Here is a 13,715-nt window from a genome sequence, read left to right as displayed (position 1 = left end):
TGGTCTTCATGACCCTACCAGTTTGCTGCCAGGAATGGCTTCCGAACCCGAACCCCGGAAGCCCCCATGTCGTCCGCTCCCACCGCCTGCTGTTCGGTCCTTGAGCTGCGCCAGTACACGCTGCATCCCGGCCAGCGCGACGTGCTCGTCACGCTCTTCGACCAGGAGTTCGTGGAGGCCCAGGAAGCGGTCGGGATGCACATCGTTGGTCAGTTCCGCGACGAGAACCGGCCGGACCGGTTCGTGTGGATGCGCGGCTTCCCGGACATGGCGGCCCGAAGCGCGGCGCTGGGGGCCTTCTACGGCGGACCGGTGTGGAAGGCGCACCGGGGCGCGGCGAACGCGACGATGCAGGACTCCGACAACGTCCTGCTCCTGCGCCCGGTGCGTCCGGACACGGGCCTTCATCATCCGGGCCTGCCCAGGCCGCCCGTTGAAGCAGTGACCCTTCCCGATTCGCGCGTGGAGGTGACGCTCTGTTTCCTGAAGGCCCCCGCCGACGAGGGCCTCGTGCGGTTCTTCGAGGAGCACGTGCGAGCGGCGCTCACGGAGCTGGGAGCTGAACCCCAAGGCATGTTCCAGACCGAACCCGCCGAGAACACCTTCCCGGCCTTGCCCGTACGCACGGGAGAACACGTCCTCGCGTTGCTCAAGGTGTTCCCCTCCATGGAGCATCTCCGCGAGCACCGTGAGCGACGGGCCCGTTCGACTGTATGGACGGAGCAGGTGCTGCACGGGCTGCAACCAGCACTGAGCGCGCCGCTCGAACACTTGACGTTGGCGCCCACCCTCCGCTCCCAGTTGCGATGATCCGCCTCACGACAAGGATTCCCACCATGAAGCCCCTTCCCCCGCTTCCCACTGGCGACGTGCACGACTTCGACTTCTTCCTGGGCGAATGGACCTGCCACAACCGGCGCCTCAAGAAACGACTGGCGGGCAGTGACGACTGGGACGCCTTCGCGTCGAGAGCGCGCTGTCGGCCGCACCTGGGCGGCGTGGCCAACGTCGAGGAGGCCGAGTTCGAGCGAGGCTTCTCCGGGATGGCACTGCGGCTGTTCGACCTCCAGCAACGTCGCTGGTCCATCTACTGGGTCGACAGTCGCGGAGGCGTGCTCCTGCCCCCCGTGCACGGAGGCTTCACGGGAGACCTCGGCATCTTCTACGGCGAGGACACCGACGAGGGCCGTCCCGTCCAGGTCCAGTTCCAGTGGACGCGACAGGGGACGGACCGCGCGCGGTGGGAGCAGGCCTTCTCCCTCGATGGAGAGACGTGGGAGACCAACTGGGTGATGGAGTTCACCCGGGCAATCCCCCCATCAAGTGATTCATGACAGCCCCACAAGCAACACCAGGCCTCACCCACCACCTCGTCGTCGTGCTCACCGAGCCCGTCTCCGACGCCCACCTTCGCGAACGCGGCGTCTCGTATGTCTTTGGCGGCAAGCACGACAGTCACTTCGCCCGCACGAGGGAGACGCTGGGCCAGACCTTCGGCATCAAGACTATGTTGTTCGATGAGAAGCGCGACCGGTGCGACGTGTTGCTCAAGTACCGTGTGCGCAAAGACGCTCGCGGAACCCTCTTCAGCCCGGGTGCACCCGGCCGAGGAAGTCCCGCGACAGTGTGACGACCTCTTCCAGGTTCGTCTCCAGCGCCCAGTGCCCCCCTTCGAGCAGGTGCAGCTCCGCGTCCGGCAGGTCGCGCAGGTACGCGCGCGCGGCGCCCTCGGGCATGTAGCCATCCTGCGGCCCCCAGACGATCAACGTCGGCGGACGGTGCTCTCGCAGATACGCCTGATACCGGGGGAACCACTCCAGATTCTCCCGCAGTCCCTCCATCAGGCCGATGCAGACCTCGCGGCGCCGGGACTCCTTCATCAGCGACCACGAGAGCTTCCAGAGGTCCGGGCTGATGCGTGGCACCAGCGACGTTGACACCTCTCCCACGAACTCGTGGCGGAAGCCCTCTTCGCTCACGGCCTCCGCCAGCTTCTCACGCGCGGCCGGCGTCGGGTTTGCCCAGTAGTCCTTCAAGGGCTGGTACTTGGGCCCGAGCGCGTCCTCGTAGATGTCACCGTTCTGGAGGATGAGCGCGGAGATCCGCTCCGGTGCCCGCATGGCGAGCCGCAGTCCAATCTGCGAGCCATAGTCGTGCAGGTAGAGCGCGTAGCGCGTCAGCTTCAGCGCCGCGGTGAAGCGCTCCAGGAAGCCAGCGTAGCCGTCGAACGTGTACGCGAAGCGCTCCGGTGTGCCGCTGTAGCCGAAGCCCGGGTAGTCCGGCGCGATCAACCGCCAGCGGTCGGCGAGCGCGGGCATGAAGTTTCGGAACTGGAACGACGAGGACGGATAGCCGTGCGGCAGCAGGACGACCGGCGCGTCCACGGGTCCGGCTTCGCGGTAGAAGACTTCGACCCCGTCGAGGTCGAGCGTCCGGTGCTGGAGGGGCGGCAATGACATGGGCGTGCGTGTCTCTCCCTTGGAGGCACGGCCATGCTCACACGGGGCCAATCACTCCCATCCAGGCCCCACGCACGAGCGTGAAGCGGTGGACGGCCCGCACCGGGGGACCGTCCCGCCGTGTGCGGACGCCGACAGAAAGCTCAGGCGGACGGCGGAGCGCGCAACAGCGTCGCGGACTCGTAGAGGCTCTGCTGTTGGAAGATGCCCGCAGCAGAGGCGTCCTTCTCCAGCTTCTCCTGCACGCCCTTGGGAAGCTGCGCGTAGAGGTCCTGGCCCAGCAGCCCCTCCAACTGGTCCACCGGCACGCGCGAGGACTCCAGCAGGGGGACGATCTCGTCCTTCTTGGACGGGCCTTCCTTCGCGTTCGGCACCATGTACGCGAACATCGACAGGTTGCCGTTGGGCAGCTCCAAGAGCACCGTCTTGAAGTTGTGCGTGGGCACCGCCATCTTGCGGTCCTTCGCGCCCATCGTTTCAATTGACTCGGGCGGCAGCGGCTTGCCCTTGTCGTCCAGGTACAGGTTGCCCGTGACGATGTAGGCCTTGCCGCCCGTCTCCTTCACCAGCTCCGACACACCGCGCTCCAGCGTGCGCCAGATCTGCTGGTTGTGATTGCCGTGCTGGGGGGCGATGTTGCTCATGTAGTGGCTTTCGTTCATCGCCGCCTGCGTGGGCGAATCCTCGGCCGCCTTCATGTGTCCCCGGTCGAAACCGGTGTTGTTGTAGTCGGAGTCCGTCACGCCGCCGACGCCGATTTCCGGGTCGCGCACGAAGGTGCTGTTGAGCCGGCTGACGTCCGCGGGCGTCTCCTTCACGTCCGCCGCGGACAGCATGTAGCTGACGAACGTGGGCACGTTCTTGTCCGTGTCCAGGAGCGTGCGCGAGTACTCCTTCACCAGACTCAACCCAGGCGTCGCGCCCTCGCCGCCCGCGGGCCGGAGCGGATCCAGTTCGCCCGCGACCTCCGCCACGCGGCTCTGGAAGGTGGCCATCTGCTGGTCGGGCACCCACTGCGTGTCCGCCGCCGTCCCCGTGCCCTTGGCCTGGTTGGCCTTGGACGCGTTGACGTAGGCCGTCAGCTCCTCGGCGGACAACTGCCCGTCCGCGTTGCCGCCCAGCAGGTCCGCGCGCTTCGCCACCGACGCCTGCCAGGGGCTGTCGAACGCGTCCACCGACACCGACTGCGCACCGCCCGCGAGCTTCGCGTCGAGCGCCGCGCGCTGCTGCTGGAGGGCCGTGGACGTGAGGAACTGCGCGTCCGTGGGCGCGGAGAGGTACGACTCCAACTCCGCCGCGGACACCTGGCCGTTCTCACCCCGGCCGTCCACGCCACCCTCGTCCGCCGCCTTCAGCAGCCGGCCCTGCCAGCTCTCATCCGTCCAGCCGAACTTCTGCTGGAGGTCGGAGATGGCCACCTCCTTGGTCGCGGAGCGCTTCCAGCTTCCCCCCGAAGGGGCCGCCACCGTGTTGGAAGCAAGGGCGCTGGCGGGGGCGGCATTGCCCGGCACGGGCGCGGCAGGCACCGCGGTGTTCGCGGGCGCGGCGGCGGTGTCGGACGCATTCGCGGGCGTAGGGCGCGGGGGAGTGGCTCGCGTCGGGATTCGCAGCGACATGCGGTGAACGTCCTCGGGGCCGGTGGGGGAACTGTCCGGGAGAGGGGCCCCTCCACCCATCGTCGGCGCGACGCGGCACCCGGTTGCTTCGCGCCTCCCTTTTTCTCAGGTCGCAGGGCTTTTTTCGGTCAGGATCAACCCGGCTGTCACTTTATGCCGGGCTTGTTCGGCGTTTGCGGGCGGTGGCCGTCGGGTCGGGCGTGCTGGACGGCATGGACGATGCGGGCCTCGGCCTGGAGCTTTTCGACGACGGCGGCAGGCAGGTGGGCACGTTCGGCGGCGACGGCGAGGGTGATCAGGAAGGCCTCGCTGACGGGCCCCTGGGTGGAGGTGTTCCGCGCGGAGGGGGTGAAGGCGTGGGCCTCCACCACGTCGCCTGACGCGGTGCGCACCCGCACCGGGCGTTCCTCGTTGGCGAGGGCGAGGGCGGTCTCCAGGCGGGCCAGGACGGGCCAGGACCCGGCGTCCACGGCACGCAGCCTGCCGGTGACTTGGTGTCCGGGGGCCTCCACGAGGCGCGCGACCCGGCCGCCCCAGTTGGGCACGTGGACGTCGTAGACGACCTCCACGTCCAGGGCTTCGGCGAGCTCACCTTCCGGGAAGTCGGGCACGGGGGGCAGGCCGTGCAGGTGCCGGCTCGCCGCGGCCGGAGCCAGGTCAAGGGAGAACGCGAACCAGGGACGCGAAGCCGCGGGGCCAGGTGCCATGGACCCGAGTGTCCCCGGCGTGCGGCGGGCGGACAAGGGGCGGATGGTGCGGATCCGCGCGGGTGGGTTCCCCGGAGGCACGGGCCCATCCGGATGCAGGGGCCCCGCTCCCGGCCCTCCCTAGAAACGCATGGCCTCCACGGCGGCCACCATCTTGCCGACGTCGTAGGCGTAGAAGCCGGCCGAGTTCAGGTTGTTGATCTCCCCGACGTACAGCTCGCCCCCGTGCATGAAGACATCCAGCGCGTAGGCGCGGTCCGGCCCCCAGGTGTCCGCCATGCGCTGGGCGAACGCGTGGACCTCCGGCTCCACCTCCGATGAAGCCAACACTCGGTCGCCCAGCTTGTAGAGCGAGCCCGTGATGACACGACCGTCCACGACGACCATGCGGTACTCGCGCTGGATGGCCCTGGGCTCGCTGACCGCCACCAGCGTGTCCGCGGACACCGTGGCGTACGTGTCGAGCGCGAGGACCTGCTCGCGCCACTTCGCGAATGCCTCCCACGACGTCACCATCCCGGAGAACGACTTGTCATCCAGACAGGGCCGGATGAAGAAGCGCCCCTCCCGCACGGGCACGTCCGCGAGGCGGCAGACCGTGGCGTCCGCGTTCAACAGGTGCCGGCCCAGGTGCTTGCGCCAGAGGCGATAGTCGAACTGGTCATTGATGAAGGCGCCCGGAGTCCAGCCCTGCGCAAGCGCATGGCGCGTCAGGCTGAGCGACCCCATCACGACCACCGGCCCCGAAAGCTCCAGCGTGGGCTCGACGCCGCCTTCGAAGGGTATGACCTTGACCAGCGTGTGCGGAATGGAGCCATGCGCCAGGACATCCATCAACGTGTGGAAGCCCTGCTCGTTGAAGAGGTTGTTCTGGACGACCCAGTGCATGTGCGACTCCGTGGAAGAGGACCGCCGCGCGGACGGGTGACGCCTCGCGCGGCTGACACCCGGGTCACGTCACCACGGCGGCGAGGATGCGCTCGAAGAGCCAGGGGCTGTGGCCCAGCAGGCGCACCACGGGCCTGCGCAGGCGCGGACGCCGCGCGAGCATCAGCAGGCCGTGCGTCGTCCAGGAGTACTTGCGGAACACGCGTTGGAAGGTGCGCTCGTAGGGAAGCAGCGTGTCGCGGCCCGCACCCTTCGCCAGGGCATCCGGGAGCAGCGCGCCCAGGGACTCCGCGCAGGCGAAGGCCAGGGTGAGGCCCTCGCCTGTCACCGCGTCCACGTAGCCCGCCGCGTCCCCCACCAGCGCGAAGCGGTCCGCCACCCGCGTCCGAGCCACGCGCGCCAGGGGCCCCGCGCCGCGCACCTGCGAGTCCGGCTCCACGCCCTCAAGCTGTTCCGCGATCCTCGGGAAGCGTGCCAGCAACGCCTCGAAGCCCACGCGCTCCGCCACGGTGCCCGCCTCCCACAGGAAGGCGATGCCCACGCGCTCCGCTCCGGCGGGCGTCACGTACGCCTCGACACCGGAGGAGAAGTGCACCTCCACGTAGGGCGTCCAAGGCACGCGGCGGAAGTGCCGTCGCAGCCCGAAGCGCCGAGGGCCTTGCTGCACCACGTCCAGGCCCTCCGCCCGGCGCAGCGGCGAAGCCAGTCCATCCGCGGCCACCAAGAACCGCGCCTGCACCGACCCCGTGGGCGTCTCCAACAACACGCCCTCCTCCGTGCGCTGGTGCGCCACGACCTGCGAGTACTCCCGCAGGTCCACGCCCACTTCACGCGCCCGCGCGACGAGCGCCGTGGACAGCGCCAGCCTGCGCACCCCCAACCCACCGGGGGCCGGCAGCTTGCCTTCCGCCGTGGTGCCATCCTCCTGCACGTAGCGGATGCCGACGAAGGGCGAGCTCTCGCGCCGGTCCAGGTACGCCAGCGCTCCCAGCCGCTCCAACGCCGCGAGCCCCGAGGGCATCAGGCCCTCGCCACAGGCCTTGTCCACGGGCGTGGACGACCGCTCCAACACCACCGTGTCCAACCCGCGCTGCGCCGCGGCGATGGCCACCGCGAGCCCCGCCGGACCTCCACCCACCACCACCACGTCGTGGCGTTTCACCCTTCCTGGCCCATCACGAGTCATGCTCGGCGCGCACCATCGCCAGCGCGCTCTTCGCCATCTCCACCGCGATCCCCACCGCGCCCATCTTCTTCGGCGCCGTCAGCTCTCCGGCCAGATAGCGCCGCAGCGCTTCGCCCCGGCGCAGCTTGCCGCTGGACGTGCGCGGCAACGTGCCCGGCTCCAGGATGCGCACCGTGTGTGGCTGCACGCCCGTCGCCGTCACCACCGCGGAGCGGATGTCCGCCTCCACCGACTGCTCGTTCCCCGGCGCCGAGCGCTCCGCGAGGATCAACAGCGCTTCGTCCTCGCTGTCCTCGGGTGTGAAGCCGAGCGCCACCGCGCACCCCGTGCGCACACCCTCCACCGCGCCCAGCGGTTCCTCGAAGGCCTGCGGCGCGTGGTTCGCGCCCCGGATGATGATCAGGTCCTTCGCGCGGCCCGTCAGGTACAGCTCCCCGTCCGCGCCGAAGCCCAGGTCTCCCGTGTCCAACCAGCCATCGTCCCCCAGCGCGCGCTCCGTCGCCTCCGCGTCCTCGAAGTAGCCGCGCATCACCGACGGCCCCTTCGCGAACACGCGCCCCACCTTGCGCTCCGGCAGCTCCGCGCCGTCCTCGCCGCGCACCTGCACCTCGAAGCCCGCGACCGGCGCCCCCACGCTCACCAGCGTCCGCGTCCCGTCGCGCGCCAATCCCTCGCGCGCCAGCACGTCCGGATCCACACCCAGCTCACGCGGGCCGCGCCCCTCCGGGGGGAACGTCACCGCCAGCGAGGCTTCGGACAGGCCATACACCGGCCGCAGCGCCCGCGAGGAGAAGCCCCACTTCTCGAACCGCTCCGCGAACCGGCGAAGCGTGTCCGCGGACACCGGCTCCGCGCCGTTGAGCGCGTGGTGCCAGCCCGACAGGTCCACGCCCTGAAGCTCTGCGTCCTTCACCCGCTTCAAGCACAGCCCATAGGCGAAGTTCGGCGCTGGCGACACGAAGCCCCGGTGCCGGGACAGCGCCCGCAACCACAGCGCCGGCTTCACCAGGAACGTCTCCGGCGGAATCAGCACCAGGCTGCCCGGGTAGTACAGTGCGGCGAGCACGCAGCCGATGAGCCCCATGTCGTGGTACAGCGGCAGCCAGCTCACGCCCACCGGCGTCACGCCCGGAGCCACCGGCATCGCCGCCTCCAGCGCCGCCACCTGCGCCACGAGCGCCCCGTGCGTCAGCGCCACCGGCTTCGGCGCCACCGTGGAGCCTGAAGAGAACTGGATGAGCCCCAGCGCATCGGGAGTCACCTCCACCTCCAGGTCCTCGTCGCCGTGCATCACCGCGTCCACCGTGTGGCATCCCAACCGGGGCCGCGCGGTCTCCACGCTGGGCCCCAGCAGGAGCCGCACGCGCATGTCCGTCAGCACCGCCACCGCGCCCGTCACCTGGAGCATGCGCGACGTCGCCCGGTGGTACTCGTCCAGGCGCCCCAGCCGCACCGGTGGATAAAGCGGCACCGGCACCGCGCCTGCCAGCAACGTGCCGAAGTAGGCATCCATGAACGCGGGCGACGTGGGCAACAGCAGCGCCACCCGGTCCCCCGGATTCACCCCCAGCCGAGCGAGTCCCGCCGCCGCCCGCTTCGCGCGCCGGTACACCTGGGCCCAGGGCAGGGAGGTCTCACGCTCGGAGGCGTCCACGAACACGAGCCCCAGCGACGTGTGCGACGTCGCCTTCAGCATCGCGTTCACCGTGGCGTGCTTCAACGCGGGCAGGGCGGGCCCCTTCATGGCTGGGCCTCCACTTCCACCCGCGACGCGGCGACCCGCGTGGCCACCAGCCGCGACAAATCCTCCACCGTGCGCACGTCCTGCGCGTCCTCTTCCGACAGCATCACCCGGAAGCGATTCTCCAGGCCCACCGCCAGCACCGTCAGCCCCAGGCTGTCCAGATGCAGGTCGCGCAACAGGTCGTGCGAGGGCTCCACCACGCCCTCGAACTCCAGCTCCTCCCGGGCGATGCGGCGGATCTCCGCCATCACCTCCGTCACGGTGTCAGCCACGGCGTACCTCCGGAATGAAACGGGGACGGTGGGCGAACGCCTCGGAATACATCGCGCCGAGCGCCGCCTCCTCCGCGCGGATGCGAACGAAGAGCAGGGCCGCGTTGCCCACCGTGAAGACCACCGCCGTCACCCATGCTCCGTGGATGAGCGGCACGCACAACAACTCCAGCACCACCGCCACGTAGTTCGGATGCCGCAGGAAGCGGTACGGCCCGCCCGTCACCGGCGCCAGCCCTGGCACCACGATGATGCGCGAGTTCCACCGGTCGCCCAGCGTCCCGATGGCCCAGTACCTCAAGCCCTGCGCCACCACCGCGCCCACCAGCGCCACCACGCTCCACGTGCCCCAGAAGGGCCGGTGCAGGCCGAACACCTCCGCCACGCACGCCACCAGGAACAGCGTGTGGAACACCACCATGAACCGGTAGTGCCCCTGCCCCGTCTCCACCCCGCCACGCTCGAAGGCCCGCGCCGCGTTGCGCTTGGAGAGCACCAGTTCCAAGAGCCGCTCCGCGATGAGCAGCACCATGAAGCCCGCGAACAACACCTGGGTGCCCATCACCAGCGCACCAGGACCATCTCCGCGCAAAAGCCCGGTCCCATGGCCATCACCACGCCCCACTCGCCCGGCTTCGCGCCCGCCTCCTCCAGCGTCTCACCCAGCACGAAGAGCACCGACGCGCTGGACAGGTTGCCCACCTGGCGCAGCGACTTCCATGAGCGCTCCAGCGCGCCCGCTTCCAGTTCCAGCGCGGACTCGAAGCCCTCCAGCACCTTGGGCCCACCGGTGTGCGCCACCCAGTGCCGCACGTCCTTGCGGGTCAGCCCGTGCTCGGCGAGGAAGCCGTCCACGTTGCCCCGAATGTGGTCCTTCACCAACTGCGGCACCTTGGCGGACAGCACGACCTTGAAGCCCGTGTCCACCACGTCCCAGCCCATCACCCGTTCGGTGTCTGGATAGAACACGGACCGCGAGCCCACCACGCGCGGTCCCGTCGCGCCGGGAGCTTCCGCGCCGCGCAGCACCACGCACGCCGCGCCGTCGCCGAAGAGGCCGGAGGCGATGATGTTGGGGATGGAGAGGTCCTCGCGCTGCAACGTCAGCGAGCACAGCTCCGCGGCGATGAGCAACGCGGTCTGCTTGGGGAAGGCGCGCAGGTAGTCCGACGCACGGGCCAGTCCCGCCGCGCCCGCCACGCAGCCCAGGCCGAAGATGGGCGTGCGCTTCACGTCCTCGCGAAAGCCCATCCGGTTGACCAGCCGAGCGTCCACGCTGGGCGTGGCGATGCCCGTCACCGTGACGAAGAAGACATGGTCCACGTCCTTCGGTGTCAGGCCCGCGCGCTCCAGCGCCTGGCGCGCCACGGTCTCCGACAGCTCCGTGGCCACGCGGATCCACGCGTCGTTGCGCTGCTGGAAGGTCGCGAGCGCCGGGTACTCCTCCAGCGGGAGCGCCAGATGCCGGCCGCCCACCTGCACGTTGCGGTGCAAATCCTCCAGGCGCTCCAGGTTGAAGTGCTTCGTCGCCCACAGGTCGCGCAGCGCCGCGATGAGCTGCTCCTGGCTGGCGTAGTGCGGCGGAAGCGCGCGGCCCACCGCGCTCAAGAAGGGCGAAGGCGCGGTGTCGTGAAGGGTCGAGCTGAGCATGTAGTCCCTGGAGGGTCCCACCCTGGAAGTCGAGTTCCCAGGCTTAACCGGCACGCGGCCCGGATGCGATGGCCTACCGCCTCGCTGCATACGCCTGAACGCCCCGGGGCGTTTCCACTGTTGCGCACGCGACGCGCTCTGCCCCTTGCGTCCCCTCCCTCACGGTCCCGTCACGCCGGGGGCCATGGGTTCAGGGCCCGTACACCTCATGGGGGAGGTCTGGAATCAAGTTTCGACCGGCATCCGCCGTGGAAGAACCCATACGGGATGGATGCTGTCATGCCGGGGTGGCGACCAGCAGCTCCCGCACGATGGGGTCCAACGCATCTCCCAGTGTCAGGGCACCGACGCGCTCCGTCTGGCGAAACCCTTCGCCATGCGGCCTCGCAGGCAGCGGGCAGCAGCAGGCAGGCCGCCTGGGCGCGCTGGCCGCTCCACCGCAGTGAATTCCGGTAGGGATGCGCGACCGCGACCCAGGGCCGCTGACGCAGTATGGACGCGACGTCCTCGGCCATGCGCTCCAGCAACTCAAGCCGGAAGGGAAGCCGCTCCACGAGGCTCGTCCGGGTGTCCGACTCCTGGCGCCTCGCGAGCCCCTTCAAGGGACTGCGATATCGCATGCGCCCGCTGACGTACGGCCAGCAGGAGGGCTCGGAGGCAGTGGTTGGCGGCGGTATCGAGCGTCACCCCTTTCACCGGAACATCGAGCCGCAGCGCAGCGAGGTTGCCAGGCAGCGCCATGCCCGTTTCCGGCATGCTCACTTCATCGCCTCCTCAAGGACGGCCCGGGTGGTGTCCGCGATTTTCGCGTCATCCTTGTGCATGTCGTACGTGAGCACGCCCTTCCAGATCGTGATGTGGCGCGGCGCGGTGTCGCTGTAGCAGGACTTCTTGTTGGCGGGGTTCGTGCAATCGAGACCGCCAAACAATGCGGGTTGAGTTCCCTTTGGAAAAAGGGGAGGCGGAGGGAACAGGCACGCCACGCCGGTCACCTTCTTGGCGATGGCCTTCTTGGACGCGGGACGCTCGCACATGGACGCGACGCCATTGAGCAGCTCCATGCATTGCGAGGCGTAGTTTGCGCCCTCCCACTCCTCGGGCTTGAACCGATGGAAGTGGGTCTTGACCTTGAGCCTGGTGCCACACGCGGTGTTCGCGGCATTCAGGGCGCTGGAGATCGACTTCTCAAATGAAACCTTGGCCTCCTTCTGGATGGGATTGAGCTTCTCGTCGGCGAGCGCGGACGTGGACAGCAGGACCATGGCGGCGAACACGGGATTCAAACACATGAGGGGGCTTCCTTCCTGGGGTCGACAGCGGAGGAGAGTTTTCGACCCGCCTGCCATCGAAAGCAACCGCTGCCTCCGTGTGCAGCGAGCAGCCCCCGGTCACGGCGCGCCCAGGGCCGACGGAGCCTCCAGCCGCCGCGTGCGTCGGCGCCAGTACAGGAACACGGGCACGCCCGCGCCGAGCAGCAACGCGCCCTTGAGCGCGTTGAGCGGGTTGGAGGCCGTCGAGCCGAGCAGGACGTACAGCGCGGCCGCGATGAAGAGCAGCGGCGTGAAGGGATATCCAGGCACCCGGTACGCGGCGCGAGGCACCAGCCCCTGCCGTTCGCGCGCGCGGTAGACGAACAGCGTCGCGGCGGTGGCGCCGAAGACCAGCCAGTCAGCGAAGACGACGTAATCGAGCAGCTCTCCGTACGTGCCCGTCCCCGTGAGCAGGATGGCCCAACCCGCCTGGAAGAGGATGGCATTGGAAGGCGTGCGGTAGCGCGGGTGCAGCCGGGCCATCCAGGGGAAGAACAGTCCATCCGCGGCCATGGCCTGGTAGACGCGCGGCGAGACGAGGATGACGAGGTTGAGGAATCCGAAGGTGGAGAGGGCGACGCCAGCGATGATGAACGTGCGGCCCGCGGGTCCGAGCAGCTTGCCGAGCGCGTCCGCCGCCGGGGCATTGCTCGCCGCGAGCCCCGCCGCGCCGAGCGTGCGCAGGTAGGTGAGGTTCGCGAGCAGGTACACCGTCACCACTCCGATGACGCCAAGCAACAGGGCGCGCGGAAGGTTGCGCTCGGGGTCGACCATCTCCTCGGCCACGAAGTTCGTCTGCTGCCACCCGCCGTAGCTGAACAGCACCGGGACGAGCGCCGCCCCCAGGGCGAGCACGAGGGAGTCGGGCGCCTGGGGCGCAACGACAACCTCCACCGCCGCGGGCTGGGGGCTTTCGAGCAGGAGGCCCGCGCCCACGAGCACCGCGAGCGCCAGCAGCTTGAGCACGGTGAACACGTTCTGCGTGAGCGCCCCGGGCCGCACGCCGAAGTAGTTCACCCCGGAGAGCAAGAGGATGGCGCCGACGGCGAGGGGGAATCGGAAGGCGGGCCCCAAGCCGGTGAGCACGAGGGTGTAGTTGGCGAAGGTGACGGCCACCGCGGCAATGGCCCCGGTGGCGATCATGAGCATCAAGCCCCACGCATTGAGGAATGCGGGCAGCGGGCCGAAGGCATCGCGCAGGTAGACGTAGCTGCCGCCCGCCTTGGGGCTGCGCTGTCCCAGCTCCCCGTAGATGAAGGCGCCGATGAGCGCCACCCCTCCGCCGAGCAGCCACACGCCCAGGGTGAGCTCCGGCGTGTGCACGCGCTGCGCGACGATGGCCGGGTTGAGGAAGATGCCCGAGCCGATGATGCCGCCAATGACGAGCATCACCCCCGAGAAAAGGCCAACGCGTCGCGCGTAGCCGTCACGAGGCTCGGTCGGACGGACTTCGCCTTCATCCTGGAGGGGGGAGGGGCTCATGGGGCATCGAGCATATCGGCTGGCATGCCTGAATCTCGAACACGCCCATTCCGGGAGGAGGTGGTGCCGGCCTCGCTGTCCTTCTCCCAGAACGTGAGCACCCGAGCCTCAGTTGCACCCCTGGCTCGACAGCCAGTTCACGCCACGGGTCCGCTCGTTCGTGCCGTTCGACCCGCCGCCGTCCACGTTCGAGAAAGACATGGACACTGCGCTCCCCGTGGACTGGTTGGTGAGCTCCATCGTCATGTTGTTGGGGATGAGCGCGGTGGAGTTCGGATAATTCGCACCGATGGAGTAGCGCAACCGGCCGCTCGGCAGGCTTCCACACTTGGCCATCTTGTTTTCGAGCTGCACCCAGTTGCCACGGTTGAAGTTGGCATCCTGAGGCACAAGGTTCGCCC

14 protein-coding genes are annotated in these 13,715 nt (G+C 69.2%); 2 read left to right on the top strand and 12 right to left on the bottom strand.

Annotated features, from left to right (window positions below; genetic code table 11):
• The first annotated feature begins 66 nt into the window (after positions 1–66).
• Together D7V88_RS13900 and D7V88_RS13895 are read left to right on the top strand one after the other, a co-directional pair.
• Positions 67–810, top strand: a complete 744-nt coding sequence (locus D7V88_RS13900) for an NIPSNAP family protein (protein ID WP_120541122.1) — start codon at positions 67–69, stop codon at positions 808–810.
• A gap of 26 nt (positions 811–836) precedes the next feature.
• Positions 837–1,334, top strand: a complete 498-nt coding sequence (locus D7V88_RS13895) for a hypothetical protein (RefSeq protein ID WP_120541121.1) — start codon at positions 837–839, stop codon at positions 1,332–1,334.
• Positions 1,335–1,586: 252 nt separating this feature from the next.
• Here D7V88_RS13895 and D7V88_RS13885 read toward each other — a convergent pair whose 3' ends face one another.
• The 12 genes from D7V88_RS13885 to D7V88_RS13830 form a co-directional block, all read right to left on the bottom strand.
• Positions 1,587–2,459: an alpha/beta fold hydrolase gene (locus tag D7V88_RS13885; protein WP_120541120.1), complete on the bottom strand. Its 873-nt coding sequence runs from the start codon at positions 2,457–2,459 to the stop codon at positions 1,587–1,589.
• Positions 2,460–2,602: 143 nt separating this feature from the next.
• Positions 2,603–4,075: a DNA/RNA non-specific endonuclease gene (locus tag D7V88_RS13880; RefSeq protein WP_120541119.1), complete on the bottom strand. Its 1,473-nt coding sequence runs from the start codon at positions 4,073–4,075 to the stop codon at positions 2,603–2,605.
• 146 nt (positions 4,076–4,221) lie between these two features.
• The gene (locus D7V88_RS43635) at positions 4,222–4,782 is read right to left on the bottom strand and encodes a gamma-glutamylcyclotransferase family protein (RefSeq protein ID WP_120541118.1); all 561 of its coding nucleotides are present in this window, start codon (positions 4,780–4,782) and stop codon (positions 4,222–4,224) included.
• 120 nt (positions 4,783–4,902) lie between these two features.
• Complete coding sequence (locus D7V88_RS13870; RefSeq protein WP_120541117.1) at positions 4,903–5,670, bottom strand: ATP-grasp domain-containing protein; 768 nt, start codon at positions 5,668–5,670, stop codon at positions 4,903–4,905.
• A gap of 64 nt (positions 5,671–5,734) precedes the next feature.
• Positions 5,735–6,832: an NAD(P)/FAD-dependent oxidoreductase gene (locus D7V88_RS13865; RefSeq protein ID WP_120541116.1), complete on the bottom strand. Its 1,098-nt coding sequence runs from the start codon at positions 6,830–6,832 to the stop codon at positions 5,735–5,737.
• Positions 6,833–6,845: 13 nt separating this feature from the next.
• Positions 6,846–8,600, bottom strand: a complete 1,755-nt coding sequence (locus D7V88_RS13860) for a fatty acyl-AMP ligase (protein WP_120541115.1) — start codon at positions 8,598–8,600, stop codon at positions 6,846–6,848.
• The gene (locus tag D7V88_RS13855; RefSeq protein WP_120541114.1) at positions 8,597–8,872 is read right to left on the bottom strand and encodes an acyl carrier protein; all 276 of its coding nucleotides are present in this window, start codon (positions 8,870–8,872) and stop codon (positions 8,597–8,599) included. The genes D7V88_RS13860 and D7V88_RS13855 overlap by 4 nt, the downstream gene beginning before the upstream one ends.
• Positions 8,865–9,434: an isoprenylcysteine carboxyl methyltransferase family protein gene (locus tag D7V88_RS13850; protein ID WP_120541113.1), complete on the bottom strand. Its 570-nt coding sequence runs from the start codon at positions 9,432–9,434 to the stop codon at positions 8,865–8,867. The genes D7V88_RS13855 and D7V88_RS13850 overlap by 8 nt, the downstream gene beginning before the upstream one ends.
• A complete protein-coding gene (locus D7V88_RS13845) occupies positions 9,434–10,522 on the bottom strand; it encodes a type III polyketide synthase (protein ID WP_120541112.1) in 1,089 nt (362 codons plus the stop codon). The genes D7V88_RS13850 and D7V88_RS13845 overlap by 1 nt, the downstream gene beginning before the upstream one ends.
• Before the next feature lie 758 nt (positions 10,523–11,280).
• Complete coding sequence (locus D7V88_RS13840; protein WP_244238134.1) at positions 11,281–11,784, bottom strand: hypothetical protein; 504 nt, start codon at positions 11,782–11,784, stop codon at positions 11,281–11,283.
• A gap of 126 nt (positions 11,785–11,910) precedes the next feature.
• Positions 11,911–13,314: an APC family permease gene (locus D7V88_RS13835; RefSeq protein ID WP_120541110.1), complete on the bottom strand. Its 1,404-nt coding sequence runs from the start codon at positions 13,312–13,314 to the stop codon at positions 11,911–11,913.
• A 108-nt stretch (positions 13,315–13,422) separates the two neighbouring features.
• On the bottom strand, positions 13,423–13,715 hold a 293-nt coding region (locus D7V88_RS13830; RefSeq protein WP_208726274.1), incomplete at its 5' end, for a DNA/RNA non-specific endonuclease.

The organism is Corallococcus terminator, assembly GCF_003611635.1.
GTDB classification, from domain to species: domain Bacteria; phylum Myxococcota; class Myxococcia; order Myxococcales; family Myxococcaceae; genus Corallococcus; species Corallococcus terminator.
This window is presented reverse-complemented; position numbering and strand designations above follow the sequence as displayed.